Source organism: Kitasatospora sp. NPDC058190 (genome assembly GCF_042883685.1).
In the GTDB taxonomy this organism is placed as follows: Bacteria; Actinomycetota; Actinomycetes; order Streptomycetales; family Streptomycetaceae; genus Kitasatospora.
This window is the reverse complement of record NZ_JBHVVI010000008.1, coordinates 13,396-26,339: the sequence shown is the minus strand read 5'-3', so window position 1 is coordinate 26,339 and position 12,944 is coordinate 13,396. Positions and strand designations below refer to the sequence as shown.

Below are 12,944 nucleotides of genomic sequence, written 5' to 3'. Positions count from 1 at the left end.
AGCTTCGCACCTGCGCCGACGCCATCACTCCTGGCTGCCTGCTGATCGACCGCTGGGAAACCGTGGTCGGCCCCGACGGCCGGCGGCTGCTGCCCGACCCCACCTCGGCGGCAACACCAGCACCCTGCTCGCACATAGGGACGCCGCCCGCACCCTTCTCCCCGTCACCAACGAGATCTACTTTCACGCGCTACGCGACGCTGGCCGATGGATGGCGGTAGTGCCGAACACCTCGGCAGCCCTTCTGCGTAGCGGAGCGCTACTCTGCGCAGGCATCCGGCAATGGTCAATCTGTCGACAGCTTCCGCGAGGTGACACATGCAGTCGCACCAGACGAACTGGATCGAATACTTTAGCTCCGCCGGACACCGTGACGTGGTCCCGCTGGCTGCCGGGATGGAGGGTGCGGTCTACCGACTCGGGCAGGGGCTGATAGGCAAGGCCTGGGGGCGACGCGAAGCTGCGGAGCTGAAGCGTCTGCAGGAGTTCTACGCGGACGTCTCTACAGCGGGGCTGTCGTTCGCGACGCCGCAGATCCTCGAGGTCCGCGAGGTCGAGGGGACCTCGGTGACGATCGAGCAAGAGCTGGCGGGCCGACCGCTCAAGCAGCTCGTGCGCGACGGCATGCCGCCCGGGGCGGACGAGGCCGTAGTGGAGGCATTGCGTGGCCTGGCCTCGGTGCCGGCGACGCCAGCTATGCGCCAACTGGCAGTACTGGACGAGCCCACGCCGCTGTGGGACGGTGCGGAGAGCTGGCCAGTAGCGCTGAATGGGCTGCTGCACCGCCGGATTGCCGCCTTCGGATATCAACTGCGCACGGCGGTCGTCGACTTCGATGACATGTTCAGCCAAGTCGCCGAGCTGATCGCTCGACAGGGTGATCGGCCACAGTCGGTGGTGCACGGCGACGTGTGCCTGGAGAACATCCTCGTGGACGACGAGCTCCGGCTGACCGCCTTGCTGGACTTCGGGTTCCTGTCCGGCGCGGGCGATCCTGCGTGGGATGCGAGCATCGCAGCAGGAATCGTCGACATGTACGGGCCGCACGCACGGGAGATTGATGACCGGCTCACCGCCAGGGTGGCGCGAGAGTTCGCCTACCCCATGGAGCTGCTGCTCGGGTACCGCGCCGCATACGGGATCGCGGCGTCCAATGCCTATGATCCCAACGGGGCCGACGGGCATTTCGCCTGGTGCGCCGCGGTGTTGGGGCGTAAGGACGTCCGCGAGACTCTCGGGGTCGTCGCTGTCTGACGAGCCGAGCTCATGGCCCCGCCGCGAGGCGTTCGGCGAGCGCCACCACGTACCCGGCAGCTTCAGGCCGACGGCCAGCACCGCCGTACCGACTGGGCGGCCCGGCAGCAGCGAGGTCTCGTTCGCCTACCAGATCGCCTGGTCGCCCGGGTCTTGCCATGTTGCCGACCCGGACCAGCGGGGCATCGCCACGCCGGTCAGCACCACTGCAGCTTCGACTCCGCCCCAGCGCTGTTCCCGAGCCAGCGCCCACGGGCGTCGTTCAACCCGGACCCAGCTGCCGCGGTCGGTACGGGCTCCTACCGTCCGGCGCTTGCACACCACGCTGGTCCGGTCCAGCCCCGTACCAAGGCGCTGCTCCACCTCGTCCAACACGTGATCGACGGGTTCCTGCCGAAGGTCCATGGTCTTCTACCGGACGAGTCCGGGGGCGGGGCCCTACGGCGGGGTGACCCCGGTCAGCTCACGTGCCTGGTCGGCGAGGTGGGGCACCAGTTCCGGGTAGTACCCGCGGTCCACGGCCTGGAGCATCTCCGCAAGGGCGACCAGTTGACCGATACGTCCGGCCGGGGTGTCGAGGATGTCGGAGAACTCCGCACGGATGCGGTCCGCGACCGCCGGTACAAGGGGGCTGCTGACCCACAGGACTGCGGGGTCGTAGCCGACCGGGACGAGTCCCCAGCGTTCCCAGTCCAAGATCATGAGCGGCTCAGCGGTCAGGTTCGCCCACTGCAGATCTCCGTGGCCGGTGACCCGTTCGATGTTCGCAGGGGCCGGGATGCCGAGGTACGTCGGGAAGACCTGCTCGATCCAAGTTGGGCGCAGGGTGATCTTTGTGCCGGGGGCCGTGGCGATGCTGGCCAGTGCATTCTTCAGGTCGCTCCACCAGTTGTCCTCCAGGCCCGGGTCTGCGTAAAGGCCGGGTGTCGAGGACACCGCGGGGCCAGTGAAGTCGAAGACGTCTGCCTGGTAGAACCAGTCATCCTTGGTCCAGTCCATGGTGTCGTGCAGCGAAGCAGCGCGTACCCCTCCAGCTCCCCTTGATCGCCTGACCAACCCCACCATCGCGCCCACCGCCGTGCGCGAAGACGGCAGCGCCCCTGCCCACAGGACAGGAGTTGATGTGAGCCGCAGTCCTCAAACCCTAGCCGCACGCCAGAACACCGGACGGGCGAGTGTCGATGATTGCCGCTCTGGCACTGTCTACTGGCGGCCCGCCGCCGTAAGGTCGGCGACGGCGCGGAGAAGCGCCGGGGTGTCGCTCAGGCTGTCGAGGACATGGTCCGCGCCGGCAGCGGCGAGCTGGTCGGTTGAGGTAGTGCCGGAGGCGACGGCGATCACCCTGGCACCGCCTTGTGCGCCGGTTCGGACGTCTTCGAGCGAGTCGCCGATGATGACCGTGTTCGACCGGCCGAAGGCGGTGCCGTAACGTGCGGCAGCACGGCGCTGGGCGATGCCGACGAGGGCGGGCCGGTGGGAGTCGTCGGAGGCGAATCCGCCGACCGCCAGGTCCACGTACTGATCCAGGTTGAAGGCGTGGAGCTTGATCTCCGCGCTCCGCTGCAGGTTGCCGGTCACCACCGTGGGCACGAGGCCCGGGTGGACGTGGACCGCTTCGAGCGCGGCGGGGGCGCCGGGCATGATGTGGCCGTGGTCGCGCAGCTGCTCGGACCGTTTGGCGAGCAGCTGGGGCAGCAGCTGAACGATCTGCTCTGCGAGCCGTTCGACGGCCTGGTGATCGATGCCGTTCGCCACGAGCAGTTCCCGCACCGCCAGGGGCATCGTGCGCCCGGTTCCCCGTTCGGGAAGCCTTGTCGCCTCGCGGCCGACGACCTGGAGAAACGCTTCGCGATAGACGGCGCGGTCGGCTTCCCCCACGTACACCAGGGTTCGGTCGACGTCCCACAGTACGAGTGCGTTGCTGGTCACGGTGTGAACTCCTTGGCCGCCATCACTTGCCGTGATCGTTCTATCAGCTCACCCGATCGCGGGCCCGGGATGGCCTGAAGATTCTCCACCACCTGCTCCAGGTGCTCGTTCAGCCTGGCGGACTGGACATTCGTCGCCAGGGTGAGAGCGGTATCGGCCGCCATGAAGCCTCCGTCCCGTTCCCCGGCGAGAAGGTGAGCGGATGCCGCCCGCGACGCGAACAGAGCCCGTGTCCGCAGATCGACGGGGTTCAAAGTGGAGGCCGCCTGCTCGAAGTAGCCTGCCGCGGTCGTGTGCTCGCCGAGTTGGAGGTAGCAACTCGCGGTCTGGCCGAGGATCTCCCCTCGGTTCATCCAGTAGAGCCAGCCGGGGTCCTGCTCCCCCGGGCCCTGCTCGGCAAGTTCGGCAGCGCGGCCGAGCGCGCGCAGGCACGTCTGTTCTTCCCCAAGCTTGGCGTGCCCGCGTGCCTGGCGGGTCAGGAGCATGGCCTCCAGGTACGAGGACCCGAGTGTGCGGACCTTCTCCCGGAGAGCCTGCATCGCGGTCACGGCGTCCCGAGGGTTTCCCGCCGAATAGCTCTGGATGGCCAGGTAGGACAGAGCACCGGCGCCGTAGCGGGGATCGCCGGAGGCATAGGTCTCGGCAGCGGCCCGAAGGGCTGCAAGAAGAGTCCGTTGGGCTGGAGTCTGCCCTCCCAGCTATCGGCAGCTCTCTCGGCTCGCGTGCGATACTTACTCGTCTCCGTCAGAGCCTCGCGTCGCGGATAGGACGAGCCCCCATGTGAGCAACGGAGAAGCGCGGACCAGACGCCCCTCATAGCCCCACGCGCTGTCGACGGTCAGCGTGATAGCAGACTCACTCCCGGCTCGTCGCGGGACGCTGTGGAGAATCGCGACCACACGTCGCGAGCACCGATATCGTCGACTCGCCGAATGAATAACGCAGTTGACCATCGCCCACGTAGCACACCCCTCCATGCCTGACTGCCAGCCAGAAGTTCAAGGGAACCGCATGGAATTTCTACCGATCGAACGAGCTGCTGAGGCGTTCCAGCAGCCGGTGACCGCCGACGAGATCCAGGCGGTCTGCCTACGGGTCTTCGGTGCCGACGTATCGTCCGCCAGAGAGTTGGGCTCGGGCATGTACAACAACACCTACCGCGTGGCCGTGACCGGACACGAACGGCCGGTGATCCTCCGGATCGCTCCGGAGCCGGGTCGGCAGTTCCGCTCCGAGCGACAGTTGATGCGCAACGAGTACGCCAGCGTGCCATGGTTGACGGCAATTGCACCTCTGATGCCGCGTGTCATTGCGGCAGATTGGTCGCACCAGGTGATCGGCCGGGACTACATGGTCCAGACCCATCTTGACGGCGTACCCGCCCCCGAAGGTCTCGGTACGTACTCCCGCACGAGCTGGCCGAGCTTCTTCCGGCAGATGGGGTCGATCGCGCGGAAGATCCACGGGGTGCGCGGTCCGCACTTCGGTCCTGTCGGCGGCCCGGCATACTCCACGTGGAGCGCGGCCGTGGCGGCTTCTTTGGAGGGCATCGTTGCCGATCTCGACGCTGTCGGCCTGGACTCCGCTGATCTGCGCAAGGTAGCCGAAGTAGCGAGCCAGCACCGTGCAGTTCTCGACGAGATCACCGAGCCGCGCTTTCTCTCGGGCGACCTGTGGACGGTCAATGTGATGCTCGCCGAGAGCACACCCGAACCAGTGATCTCCGGAGTCCTCGACCTGGACCGCACCTGGTGGGGTGATCCGGCCGCGGACTGGACGATCCGCATGGCGCTGGCGAAGGCAGACGAGCGGGAGGCGTTCTGGGAAAGCTACGGCGCCCAGGATCGTTCCCCTGCCGCAGTGCTGCGCTCGCGAATCTACGAGGCCCGCCACATCGGTGCCATCCGCCTGGAGCGGCATCGGCTGGGAAGCGCCAACACAGTGCCGCAGACGTACGAGCTGATGCGAAACGTGCTCGACCAGCTCAGGCATGAGTCGCAGCGTCGCGCTGCCGGGAGGTCTCACGGCTCGGCATTGGTTTAACTCTGGTCTGCGCCGCTCCTACCCGACAACTCGGTGGCCCCGCCCACGCCGTCCCGCCGCGAGCAGCTGCGCCGAAGCGGTCCGGTGCGCGTCCTCGCACGGCTCGGGCCGGAGAAGGGCGTGCTCGATCTGCTGGAGGCCGCCTCCGGCTGGGACCGACCGGTCGAAGTGGCCCTCGCCGAAGCCGGATTAGAGGCCAGCGCAGGGTCGCAGTCCGAGCTCCTCGACAGCTGCCGCAAGCCGGCGGCCCGCGCCACAGGCGTCCGGATGCGCGGGGCGCTGGCCTGGGACGAGGTGCTGCCCTGCCTCGCCGGAGCCGCCGTCGTGATCGTCCCCAGCCACAAGGAGACCTTCGGCCTGGTGGCGCTGGAGGCCATGAGAGTCGGCACCCCCGTCGTCGCCTACCGGGTCGGCAACCTCCCCGCCCTGATCGACCTGACCGGCCACAGCGCACACCTGCTCGTCGACCACGACGAAGGCCCGGCCGCCCTCCACAAGGCGGCACAAACCCTTCTGGAAGATGACATACTGTACGCCGCGACTACACAGACCGTGTATCGGAGAGCGGCCGAATTCGAGCCGCGCCGAATCGCTGGCTTCTTCCTGGAGGCGGTGTCGTGATGCCCGAAACCACAGCAACCCCTGCGCCGTTGCTGCTCGTCGACGGGTTCAACCTTCTGTGGGCCGGCACCTTCGGCTTCCCCGCACCGATCCACTCCCGCGACAAGACCCGCGAGTTGACCGGCCTGTTCGCCTTCTTCGCCCTGCTGCGCGCCACGATCCGCGACGACCTCGACGTCGCGCAGCCCGAGGTCCTGGTCGTCTTCGACGGCGAGCACGGCTCCGCCGACCGCGTGGCCACCGACCAGGAGTACAAGGCGAACCGGGAGGCGACATCGGACGCACTCAAGCCGCTGCAGTTCCTCGCCCCGGTCAAGGAGGGCCTGGCCGCGTTCGGGATCCGGTGGGTCGAGCTCGACGACGCCGAAGCCGACGACGTCATCGCCACCCTCGCCACCCAGGCCGCCGCTTCCCGGCCGGTCCTGATCATGTCGCGGGACATGGACTTCTACCAGCTCCTCGACGACCGCGTGCGCATCCTCAACCGCTCCCGGAAGTCGTCCCAGCGGATCATCACCGCCGACGAGGTCCTCGCCCGCTACGGCGTCACCCCCGCCCAGTGGCCGGCCTTCCGCGCCCTGACCGGCGACAAGTCCGACAACATCCCCGGCATCCGCGGCATCGGCCCGAAGGTCGCCGCCACCCTGCTACGCGACGGCATGCGGCTGCGCGACCTTCCCGGCTCCGAGCGGCTGACCGGCGCCAAGGGCACTGCGATCATCACCGCCTGGGCCGACGTGCTCCGCTGGGAGGCAATGATCACGGTGCGCCGCGACCTGGCCGTGCCCGTCGCCCTCAGCGGCCAGGCGAGCCTCCAGCTGCCCAAGCCCGCCGACGTCGTCGAGAAGCTGGGGCTGTGGTGACCGCTGCCGTGCCGGGCTCGGTCCTGGCCACCTTCGCGCACCCCGACGACGCCGAACTGTGGGCCAGCGCCACCCTGGAGGCCCAGCGCGCCCGGTCGTTGTCCTCCCTGGGGCGCCACCGTGAGGCGGCATCCGGCTTCGAGAAGGCGATCCGGGCCCTACCTGCGAGCTACCAGCGAGACCGCGGTATCCACCTCGCCCGGGCGGCCATCGCCCGGTTCCACGCCGACGGTCCCGAGCACGCCGCGACAACCGCGGCCTCGGCGTTGTCGATTGCGACGGCGACCAGGTCGCCCCGGATCCTCACCGAGCTGGCGCGCCTCGGCACCCTGCTGCAAGGGTGTGGCGGCGTACCGGAAGTCGCCCACTGCCAGCATGCGCTCGACAGCGTCCTGCTCCATGAAATGTGATGACCAGAGCCCTGTCGCCCCGAGAGAACGGACCGCCGATGGCCTCCCGCCCCTTCGTCCTGCTGAGCGTTGCAACCTCCGTCGACGGTCACATCGACGACGCCTCCCCCGAGCGTCTGCTGCTGTCGAACGCCCAGGACTTCGACCGCGTCGACCAGGTCCGCGCCGAATCCGACGCCATCCTCATCGGCGGAAACACCCTGCGCAGCGACAACCCGCGGCTGCTGGTCAACAGCGAAAAGCGCCGGGCCGACCGGATCGCGGCCGGCAAGCCCGAGTACCCCCTCAAGGTCACCATCTCCGCCAGCGGCGATCTCAGCCGCGACCTCAAGTTCTGGCACTTCGGCGACAAGAAGGTCGTCTACACCGCCGACGCCGCCGCGCCGAAGCTCCGCGATACGCTCGATGGCCTGGCCGACGTGGTCAGCACCGGCCCCACGGTCGACTTCGGCGCATTGCTCGATGACCTCGCCACCCGTGGGGTTGAGCGCCTCATGGTTGAGGGCGGTGGGCAGATCCACACCCAGTTCCTCTCCCAGGGGCTGGCCGACGAGATCCACCTCGCCATCGCTCCGCTGCTCGTCGGCGACGCCGCCGCACCACGGTTCCTCCACCCGGCGAACTACCCCGGCGGCAGCAGCCGGCGGATGACGCTTCTGGAAGCCCGGACGATCGGCGACGTCGTGCTGCTGCGGTACTCCCCCAAGCCTGCGTCCAACTGATCTTTCGAGAGCCACGCCCGTCGTCGAGTCCTCCCTACTGGAGGGCCACCGCTGTTGGCCTCGAGCGCTTCTCGGCGCCCGGCCGAACGCGGTGGCTCTCCAGACGGCGGGTAGCCTACGAGCAGCCAGCAGGCCGGCCGAGAGGACGCGACTGTATGACCGACGGCATCGGGCTCCCGCCCGAGTGGGTGGCCCGGAAGGTGGTGGCGTACGACGAGCTCCGGTCAGCGTCGGGCTCACTGTGGTGGCTGCAGTCGGATCCCGATCACGGCGGATGCCGTCGGGTCATGCGCGCCGACCGGTCGGGCACAGCCGTCGCGGTGACGCCGCCCGACGTCTCGGTCGGAGGTCAGCTCCATGCCTACGGCGGCGGCGCCTTCGCGGTGACACCGGGGGGAGTGTGGTTCGTCGGTGACGACGGTTCCCTCCTCCGGCAAGCTGCTGGCCGCATGCCCGAGCGGATCGACTCTGTCGTCGGGTCCGCGCAGTACGGAGACCTCGCTCCGGCACCGGGCGGCGGTCTGCTCGCGGTTCGCGGGGACGACGCCCTGGACGAGATCATCGCCGTGTCCCGGGCGGGGCAGACCCGGGTCCTGGTTCGCTCCCGCGGCTTCCTCGGCTCCCCTCGGCTGGCGGCGGGCACCCTGGCGTACGTGGAGTGGCAGCGCGACCAGATGCCGTGGGACAGCACTCGCCTGGTGCTGGCCGACATCCGGTCGGACGCTGTCGGGCCGAGACGCGTTGTCGCGGGCGGCCCCGGGGAGTCGGCGGTGCAGCCGTCATGGGGACCGGACGGCCTGCTGTACTTCATGTCGGACCGGACAGGGTGGTGGAGCCTGTACCGGCTGCGCGATGGCGTGGTGGAGGCGGTCGCGCCGATCGAGGCGGACTGCGCGCCGGCGCCCTGGGAAGGCGGCTACCAGTCGTACGGTTTCACCGGAGACGGCACCGTCGTTCTGACGGTGATGGACGGGTTCGCCACCGAGCTGCTCGCCGTCGACTCCGAGGGCCGTCGGCGACGGCTCGGCTCGAATCTCACGTCCGTGAAGCCGTACGTCACCGTCGACGGCAGCCTCCTGGCCGTGGTCGGCTCCACGGCAAGCAGCCCGCCGGCCATCTGGTCGATCGATCTGGCCGCGCAGACGGACTCCCAGGCCTCCCCGGTGGGCAGAGCTTCCGAGTTCCCGATGCCCTGGACGCCAGTTCGTCCCTCGGTCGAGACCATCGCTGGTCCGGATGGGCCGGTGCGTTTCCTGCTGCACCCGCCGCCCGGAGAGACGCGACTGAGTCCTCTCCTCGTACGGGCCCACCCCGGTCCGACGGACGATGTTCCCCTACGGCTGGACTGGGTCACTCAGTACTTCGTCAGTCACGGCTTCGTCGTCGCCGAAGTTCTCTACCGAGGCAGCACGGGTCAGGGACGCGCCTTCCGGCAGTCGCTGCACGGCCATTGGGGCACCTACGACGTCGACGACTGCGCGGCCGTCGCAGAGCATCTCCTGACGATTGGCCAGGCGACGCCTGGAGCGGTGTTCGTCAGCGGGGCGAGCGCCGGCGGGTACACGGCGCTCCAGGCGGCATGCCGTCCAGGACCGTTCACTGCCGCAACGGCCATCTCGGCGATCATCGACCCCTCACGGTGGGAGCTGTCCGTTCCGGCGTTCCAGCGTCCGCACGCAGCTGCGCTGCGAGGCCCGGCCGGTGCGATGAAGCCTGAGCGGATCCGCTGCCCCGTGCTGGTGATCCACGGCTCAGCCGACACGATCACGTCCGCAGGGGAGGCCATGCACTTCGCCGAGGAGCTGACCGGACGAGGCGATGACCACCGTGGCCTGCTGTTGGAGAACGGCGACCACTACCTGTCGGCGCCCTCGGCGCGGGAGCAGGCGCTCCGCGCCGAACTCGACTTCTACCGGAGCATCATGAGCCGCCTGCCAGCGTGATCGCCAACCGCGAGGGCTGCCATCAGAGCCTTTGAAGCGTGTCGATCAACTGCTCGGCCTCGTTTCGGGCCGGTGCCACCCGGGGGTCGTCCGGGTGGGCGTGCGGCCCGGCGATCTTCGCCAGTATGAAGAGGCGCATCACCATGCCGTCCCGGCTCTCAAGGTCCGCCCGGCGCTCGCGGCGAACGCGGTCCGCGAGCGCCGGGACGGCGAAGGAGGCGGCCAGCAGGGACGCGGAGTCCAGGCCACGTGGCGCCGCCCCCCAGTCCTCCCAGTCGAACACGCAGAACTCGGGGCCGGTGACGTTCGCCCAGTTCAGATCGGCGTGCGCCGCAGACCACGAGACCACCCGGGTGTTCACCGCCAGGGGGAAGGCGCTGCGGATCACCTGGTCGACCAGCCGCTGGGTGATCGGCTCGGTGTCTGGTGTCGCCAGCCTGACCGTGGGCTGGGCGGCGAGCGCGTCCAGGGAAGCGTTCAGGGCTTTCCACCAACCGCCTGGAAGCTCGGGGTCGGCGGCCAGGACGGTCGTGCCGATCGGGCTGTCAGGAAGGAGCGACGTCTCGTCCGCTCGCCAGATCGCTCCGTCATCCGTGTCGCGCCATTGCACCGAACCCACCCATCGGGGCATCGCGACGCCAGCCAACACCGCTGCGGCTTCGACTCCGCCCCAGCCCTGTTCTCGGGCCCGCGCCCATGGGCGTCGTTCAACCCGGATCCAACTGCCGCGGTCGGTGCAGGCTCCGACTGTCCGGCGCTTGCGCACCATGCTGTTCCGGTCCAGCCCCGTGCCGAGGCGCTGCTCCACCTGGTCCAGGACGTGATGGACGGGCTCCTGCCGAAGGTCCATGGTCTACCGGACGAGGCCGGGGTCGGCGCCCAGCGGCGGGGCGACACCGGCCAGCTCGCGTGCCCGGTCGGCGAGGAGAGGGGCGAGTTCCGGGTAGTACCCCCGATCGACAGCTTGGAGCATCTCCGCGAGGGCGATCAGCTGGCCGACACGTCCGGTAGGGGTGTCGAGAACGTCGGCGAACTCTATGCGAATGCGGTCCGCGACTTCGGGCACGAGGAGGCTGCTGACCCACAGGACGGCGGGGTCGTAGCCGACCGGCACGAGGCCCCAGCGCTCCCAGTCGAGGATCTTGAGCGGCCCGGTGGTCAAGTTGGCCCACTGGAGGTCACCGTGCCCGGTGGTCCGCTCGACCTCGGCCGGGGCCGGGATGCCGAGGTGCTTCGGGAAGACCTCTTCCACCCACGCCTCACGGAGAGTGATCTTCGTGCTGGGCGCTTTCGCGGTGCCCGCCAGTGCGTCCTTAAGGGCGGTCCACCAGCCGTCGTCCAGGCCGGGGTCGTCGCGAAGGTCAGGGGTGGAGGAGACCGCGGGACCTACCAGGTCGAAGACGTCGGCCTGGTAGAACCAGTCGGCCTCGGTCCAGTCCAGGGCGTCGTGGAGCCGGGGCCGTGGGACGGACGCGGGGATGAGCTGTTCCGCGCCGAGGGCACCCTGGCCAGTCGGCCGGGGCGCCCGGTGTCGGCTGCTTCTGGAGACGCGAAGCCAGGCGCTCTCGGTCTGGCGGCCGATGGTGATTCCGGAGGTACCGAAGACCGGCGGTCCGGTGCACACAAGGCCGAGGAACGCGGCGGCCTTCTGGTGTGCTGTCGTCAGGTTGTGCCGGGTGTCAACATCCGGCTGAAAGGACATCGAGCACCGTCCTGAGTCGCTTGTCGGGAATCGGTTCGGCGAGGGCCATCCTGGCCAGGATGGCGCGGACGCCGACCAGCAGGCCACTCCCCTCTTCCGGCTGGACCGCGGGTGCGGTGCTCTCCATCGGTTCTCCCTCCTCCTGGCGCTGCTTGGTCTTCCGGGGAGTCGGAAGGGATCGCAGCGGCTGAGCGCCCAAGTCTTCCGAGCAGGGCGTGGCAGGGCCATGTCGTCCACCTGTCATCTCGGGAGTCGATTCGCACAGAGGTGTCATCTTCACCACGATCACGGCTGCCAACTGCGGTGACTCGGTCTCGCGACTACGGCAAGGTGGCCAACCGGCCTCCGTACTGGGCAGGATTCTGGGCATGGACATCTTGGTAATCGGCGGAACCTGGTTTCTGGGCACGGCCGTGGTCGAGGAGGCACTGGGGCGCGGTTGGGCAGTGACGACGTTCAACCGGGGGCGATCCGGTGCGGCGGTACCTGGCGTGCGGCAGGTAGTCGGTGACCGCACGTCGGTGGAGGATCTGGCTCGGCTTGCGGCGCAAGGCCCGTGGGACGCGGTGATCGACACGTCCGCTTCAGAGCAGCCGCCGAAGGTGGTGCTCACGGGGGCGAGGGCGCTGGAGGGCGCCACCGAGCGCTACGTCTCCATCTCGACGGTGTCGGTGTACGCCGGCTGGCCGGACCACCCGCTCAAGGTGGGCGATCCGGTGCTGGACGGGCCCGCCGACGCCGATCGCGAGTACGGCAGGAACCCCGAGGGCTGGCGAGGGCCCAATCTGCACTACGGGAGGCAGAAGGCCGGCACCGAGCGGGCAGTGGTCGAAACCTTCGGCGCGGAGCGGTCCTGCCTGGTTCGCCCCGGTGTGATCCTCGGGCCCCGCGAGTACGTCGGCCGGCTCCCGTGGTGGCTCCGAAGGATCGAGCGCGGCGGTCAGATCCTTGCGCCCGGATCGGCGAGCAAGACCATCCAGCCGGTCGACGTCCGCGACGTCGCGCGCTTCGCCGTCGATCTCGCCGAACGGCCCGGAGGGGGCGTCTACAACGCCACCGCGCCGATCGGCCGAGACACGATGAGCAGTTTCCTGGGGGCCTGTCTCGCGGTGACAGGCGGCAAGGGAGAACTTCGGTGGGTACCGGATGAGGTGCTGCTGGAGCACGGCGTCCGGCAGTGGACGGAAGTGCCGCTGTGGCGGACGGGCGAGGGCGTCTGGCAGGTCGACTCCGAACCGGCGTACGCGGCCGGGTTCCGGTGCCGCCCATTGCAGGAGACGGTTCGGGACACCTGGGAGTGGCTCCAGGCCGGCAATGCCCCGGTTCCGCACCCGCGGGCAGCCGCTCTCGGAATCGACGCGGACCGGGAACGGGCAATTCTGGCGGCCGCCGGTTCTCTTCGCTGAGCAGGATGCGACGGACGGGACGACCGCCATGGTGGCGGTCGCCCGTCCGTC

The 12,944-nt window shown here is 69.1% G+C and carries 14 protein-coding genes; 8 read left to right on the top strand and 6 right to left on the bottom strand.

Annotated elements, in window-relative coordinates:
• The first annotated feature begins 318 nt into the window (after positions 1 to 318).
• Positions 319 to 1,254, top strand: coding sequence for a phosphotransferase family protein (locus ACFVWU_RS05575; RefSeq protein WP_387616031.1), 936 nt, complete (start codon positions 319 to 321; stop codon positions 1,252 to 1,254).
• A gap of 438 nt (positions 1,255 to 1,692) precedes the next feature.
• On the opposite strand, the gene ACFVWU_RS05570 is transcribed toward ACFVWU_RS05575, so the two are convergent.
• The 3 genes from ACFVWU_RS05570 to ACFVWU_RS05560 form a co-directional block, all read right to left on the bottom strand.
• Entirely contained in the window at positions 1,693 to 2,253 is a 561-nt protein-coding gene (locus ACFVWU_RS05570; RefSeq protein WP_387616029.1) for a hypothetical protein, read from the bottom strand.
• A gap of 204 nt (positions 2,254 to 2,457) precedes the next feature.
• Positions 2,458 to 3,183 carry an HAD family hydrolase gene (locus ACFVWU_RS05565; protein WP_387616026.1) on the bottom strand — a complete coding sequence of 242 codons (726 nt, stop codon included), beginning with the start codon at positions 3,181 to 3,183 and terminating at the stop codon, positions 2,458 to 2,460.
• Positions 3,180 to 3,731 carry a hypothetical protein gene (locus tag ACFVWU_RS05560; RefSeq protein ID WP_387616024.1) on the bottom strand — a complete coding sequence of 184 codons (552 nt, stop codon included), beginning with the start codon at positions 3,729 to 3,731 and terminating at the stop codon, positions 3,180 to 3,182. Before ACFVWU_RS05560 ends, ACFVWU_RS05565 begins: the two co-directional genes overlap by 4 nt.
• A gap of 463 nt (positions 3,732 to 4,194) precedes the next feature.
• Between ACFVWU_RS05560 and ACFVWU_RS05555 the strand changes: the two genes are divergently transcribed.
• From ACFVWU_RS05555 to ACFVWU_RS05530, 6 genes are all read left to right on the top strand, one after another.
• Positions 4,195 to 5,226, top strand: coding sequence for a phosphotransferase family protein (locus ACFVWU_RS05555; protein WP_387616021.1), 1,032 nt, complete (start codon positions 4,195 to 4,197; stop codon positions 5,224 to 5,226).
• 33 nt (positions 5,227 to 5,259) lie between these two features.
• Positions 5,260 to 5,847: a glycosyltransferase family 4 protein gene (locus ACFVWU_RS05550; RefSeq protein ID WP_387616018.1), complete on the top strand. Its 588-nt coding sequence runs from the start codon at positions 5,260 to 5,262 to the stop codon at positions 5,845 to 5,847.
• Positions 5,847 to 6,710: a 5'-3' exonuclease H3TH domain-containing protein gene (locus ACFVWU_RS05545; protein ID WP_387616016.1), complete on the top strand. Its 864-nt coding sequence runs from the start codon at positions 5,847 to 5,849 to the stop codon at positions 6,708 to 6,710. The genes ACFVWU_RS05550 and ACFVWU_RS05545 overlap by 1 nt, the downstream gene beginning before the upstream one ends.
• The gene (locus ACFVWU_RS05540) at positions 6,707 to 7,120 is read left to right on the top strand and encodes a hypothetical protein (protein WP_387616014.1); all 414 of its coding nucleotides are present in this window, start codon (positions 6,707 to 6,709) and stop codon (positions 7,118 to 7,120) included. The genes ACFVWU_RS05545 and ACFVWU_RS05540 overlap by 4 nt, the downstream gene beginning before the upstream one ends.
• Before the next feature lie 38 nt (positions 7,121 to 7,158).
• Entirely contained in the window at positions 7,159 to 7,842 is a 684-nt protein-coding gene (locus tag ACFVWU_RS05535) for a RibD family protein (protein ID WP_387616011.1), read from the top strand.
• A 155-nt stretch (positions 7,843 to 7,997) separates the two neighbouring features.
• Positions 7,998 to 9,785 carry a prolyl oligopeptidase family serine peptidase gene (locus tag ACFVWU_RS05530; RefSeq protein WP_387616009.1) on the top strand — a complete coding sequence of 596 codons (1,788 nt, stop codon included), beginning with the start codon at positions 7,998 to 8,000 and terminating at the stop codon, positions 9,783 to 9,785.
• Between the two features lie 22 nt (positions 9,786 to 9,807).
• Here the strand turns inward: ACFVWU_RS05530 and ACFVWU_RS05525 are convergent, their stop codons facing one another.
• From ACFVWU_RS05525 to ACFVWU_RS05515, 3 genes are read right to left on the bottom strand one after another with little or no spacing between them, the layout of a single operon-like run.
• Positions 9,808 to 10,635 carry a hypothetical protein gene (locus ACFVWU_RS05525; RefSeq protein ID WP_387616006.1) on the bottom strand — a complete coding sequence of 276 codons (828 nt, stop codon included), beginning with the start codon at positions 10,633 to 10,635 and terminating at the stop codon, positions 9,808 to 9,810.
• Positions 10,636 to 10,638: 3 nt separating this feature from the next.
• Positions 10,639 to 11,487 carry a hypothetical protein gene (locus tag ACFVWU_RS05520; protein ID WP_387616004.1) on the bottom strand — a complete coding sequence of 283 codons (849 nt, stop codon included), beginning with the start codon at positions 11,485 to 11,487 and terminating at the stop codon, positions 10,639 to 10,641.
• Complete coding sequence (locus ACFVWU_RS05515; protein WP_387616002.1) at positions 11,465 to 11,614, bottom strand: hypothetical protein; 150 nt, start codon at positions 11,612 to 11,614, stop codon at positions 11,465 to 11,467. Before ACFVWU_RS05515 ends, ACFVWU_RS05520 begins: the two co-directional genes overlap by 23 nt.
• 241 nt (positions 11,615 to 11,855) lie before the next feature.
• On the opposite strand from ACFVWU_RS05515, the gene ACFVWU_RS05510 reads away from it, so the two are divergent.
• Entirely contained in the window at positions 11,856 to 12,893 is a 1,038-nt protein-coding gene (locus tag ACFVWU_RS05510) for an NAD-dependent epimerase/dehydratase family protein (RefSeq protein WP_387616000.1), read from the top strand.
• The last annotated feature ends 51 nt before the right edge of the window (positions 12,894 to 12,944 follow it).

Coding starts and splice junctions, on each gene's coding strand:
- ACFVWU_RS05555 (WP_387616021.1), top strand. CDS start 4,195: ATGGAATTTCTACCGATCGAACGAGCTGCTGAGGCGTTCCAGCAGCCG.
- ACFVWU_RS05515 (WP_387616002.1), bottom strand. CDS start 11,614: ATGGAGAGCACCGCACCCGCGGTCCAGCCGGAAGAGGGGAGTGGCCTG.
- ACFVWU_RS05545 (WP_387616016.1), top strand. CDS start 5,847: ATGCCCGAAACCACAGCAACCCCTGCGCCGTTGCTGCTCGTCGACGGG.
- ACFVWU_RS05525 (WP_387616006.1), bottom strand. CDS start 10,635: ATGGACCTTCGGCAGGAGCCCGTCCATCACGTCCTGGACCAGGTGGAG.
- ACFVWU_RS05530 (WP_387616009.1), top strand. CDS start 7,998: ATGACCGACGGCATCGGGCTCCCGCCCGAGTGGGTGGCCCGGAAGGTG.
- ACFVWU_RS05570 (WP_387616029.1), bottom strand. CDS start 2,253: ATGGACTGGACCAAGGATGACTGGTTCTACCAGGCAGACGTCTTCGAC.
- ACFVWU_RS05510 (WP_387616000.1), top strand. CDS start 11,856: ATGGACATCTTGGTAATCGGCGGAACCTGGTTTCTGGGCACGGCCGTG.
- ACFVWU_RS05575 (WP_387616031.1), top strand. CDS start 319: ATGCAGTCGCACCAGACGAACTGGATCGAATACTTTAGCTCCGCCGGA.
- ACFVWU_RS05520 (WP_387616004.1), bottom strand. CDS start 11,487: ATGTCCTTTCAGCCGGATGTTGACACCCGGCACAACCTGACGACAGCA.
- ACFVWU_RS05535 (WP_387616011.1), top strand. CDS start 7,159: ATGGCCTCCCGCCCCTTCGTCCTGCTGAGCGTTGCAACCTCCGTCGAC.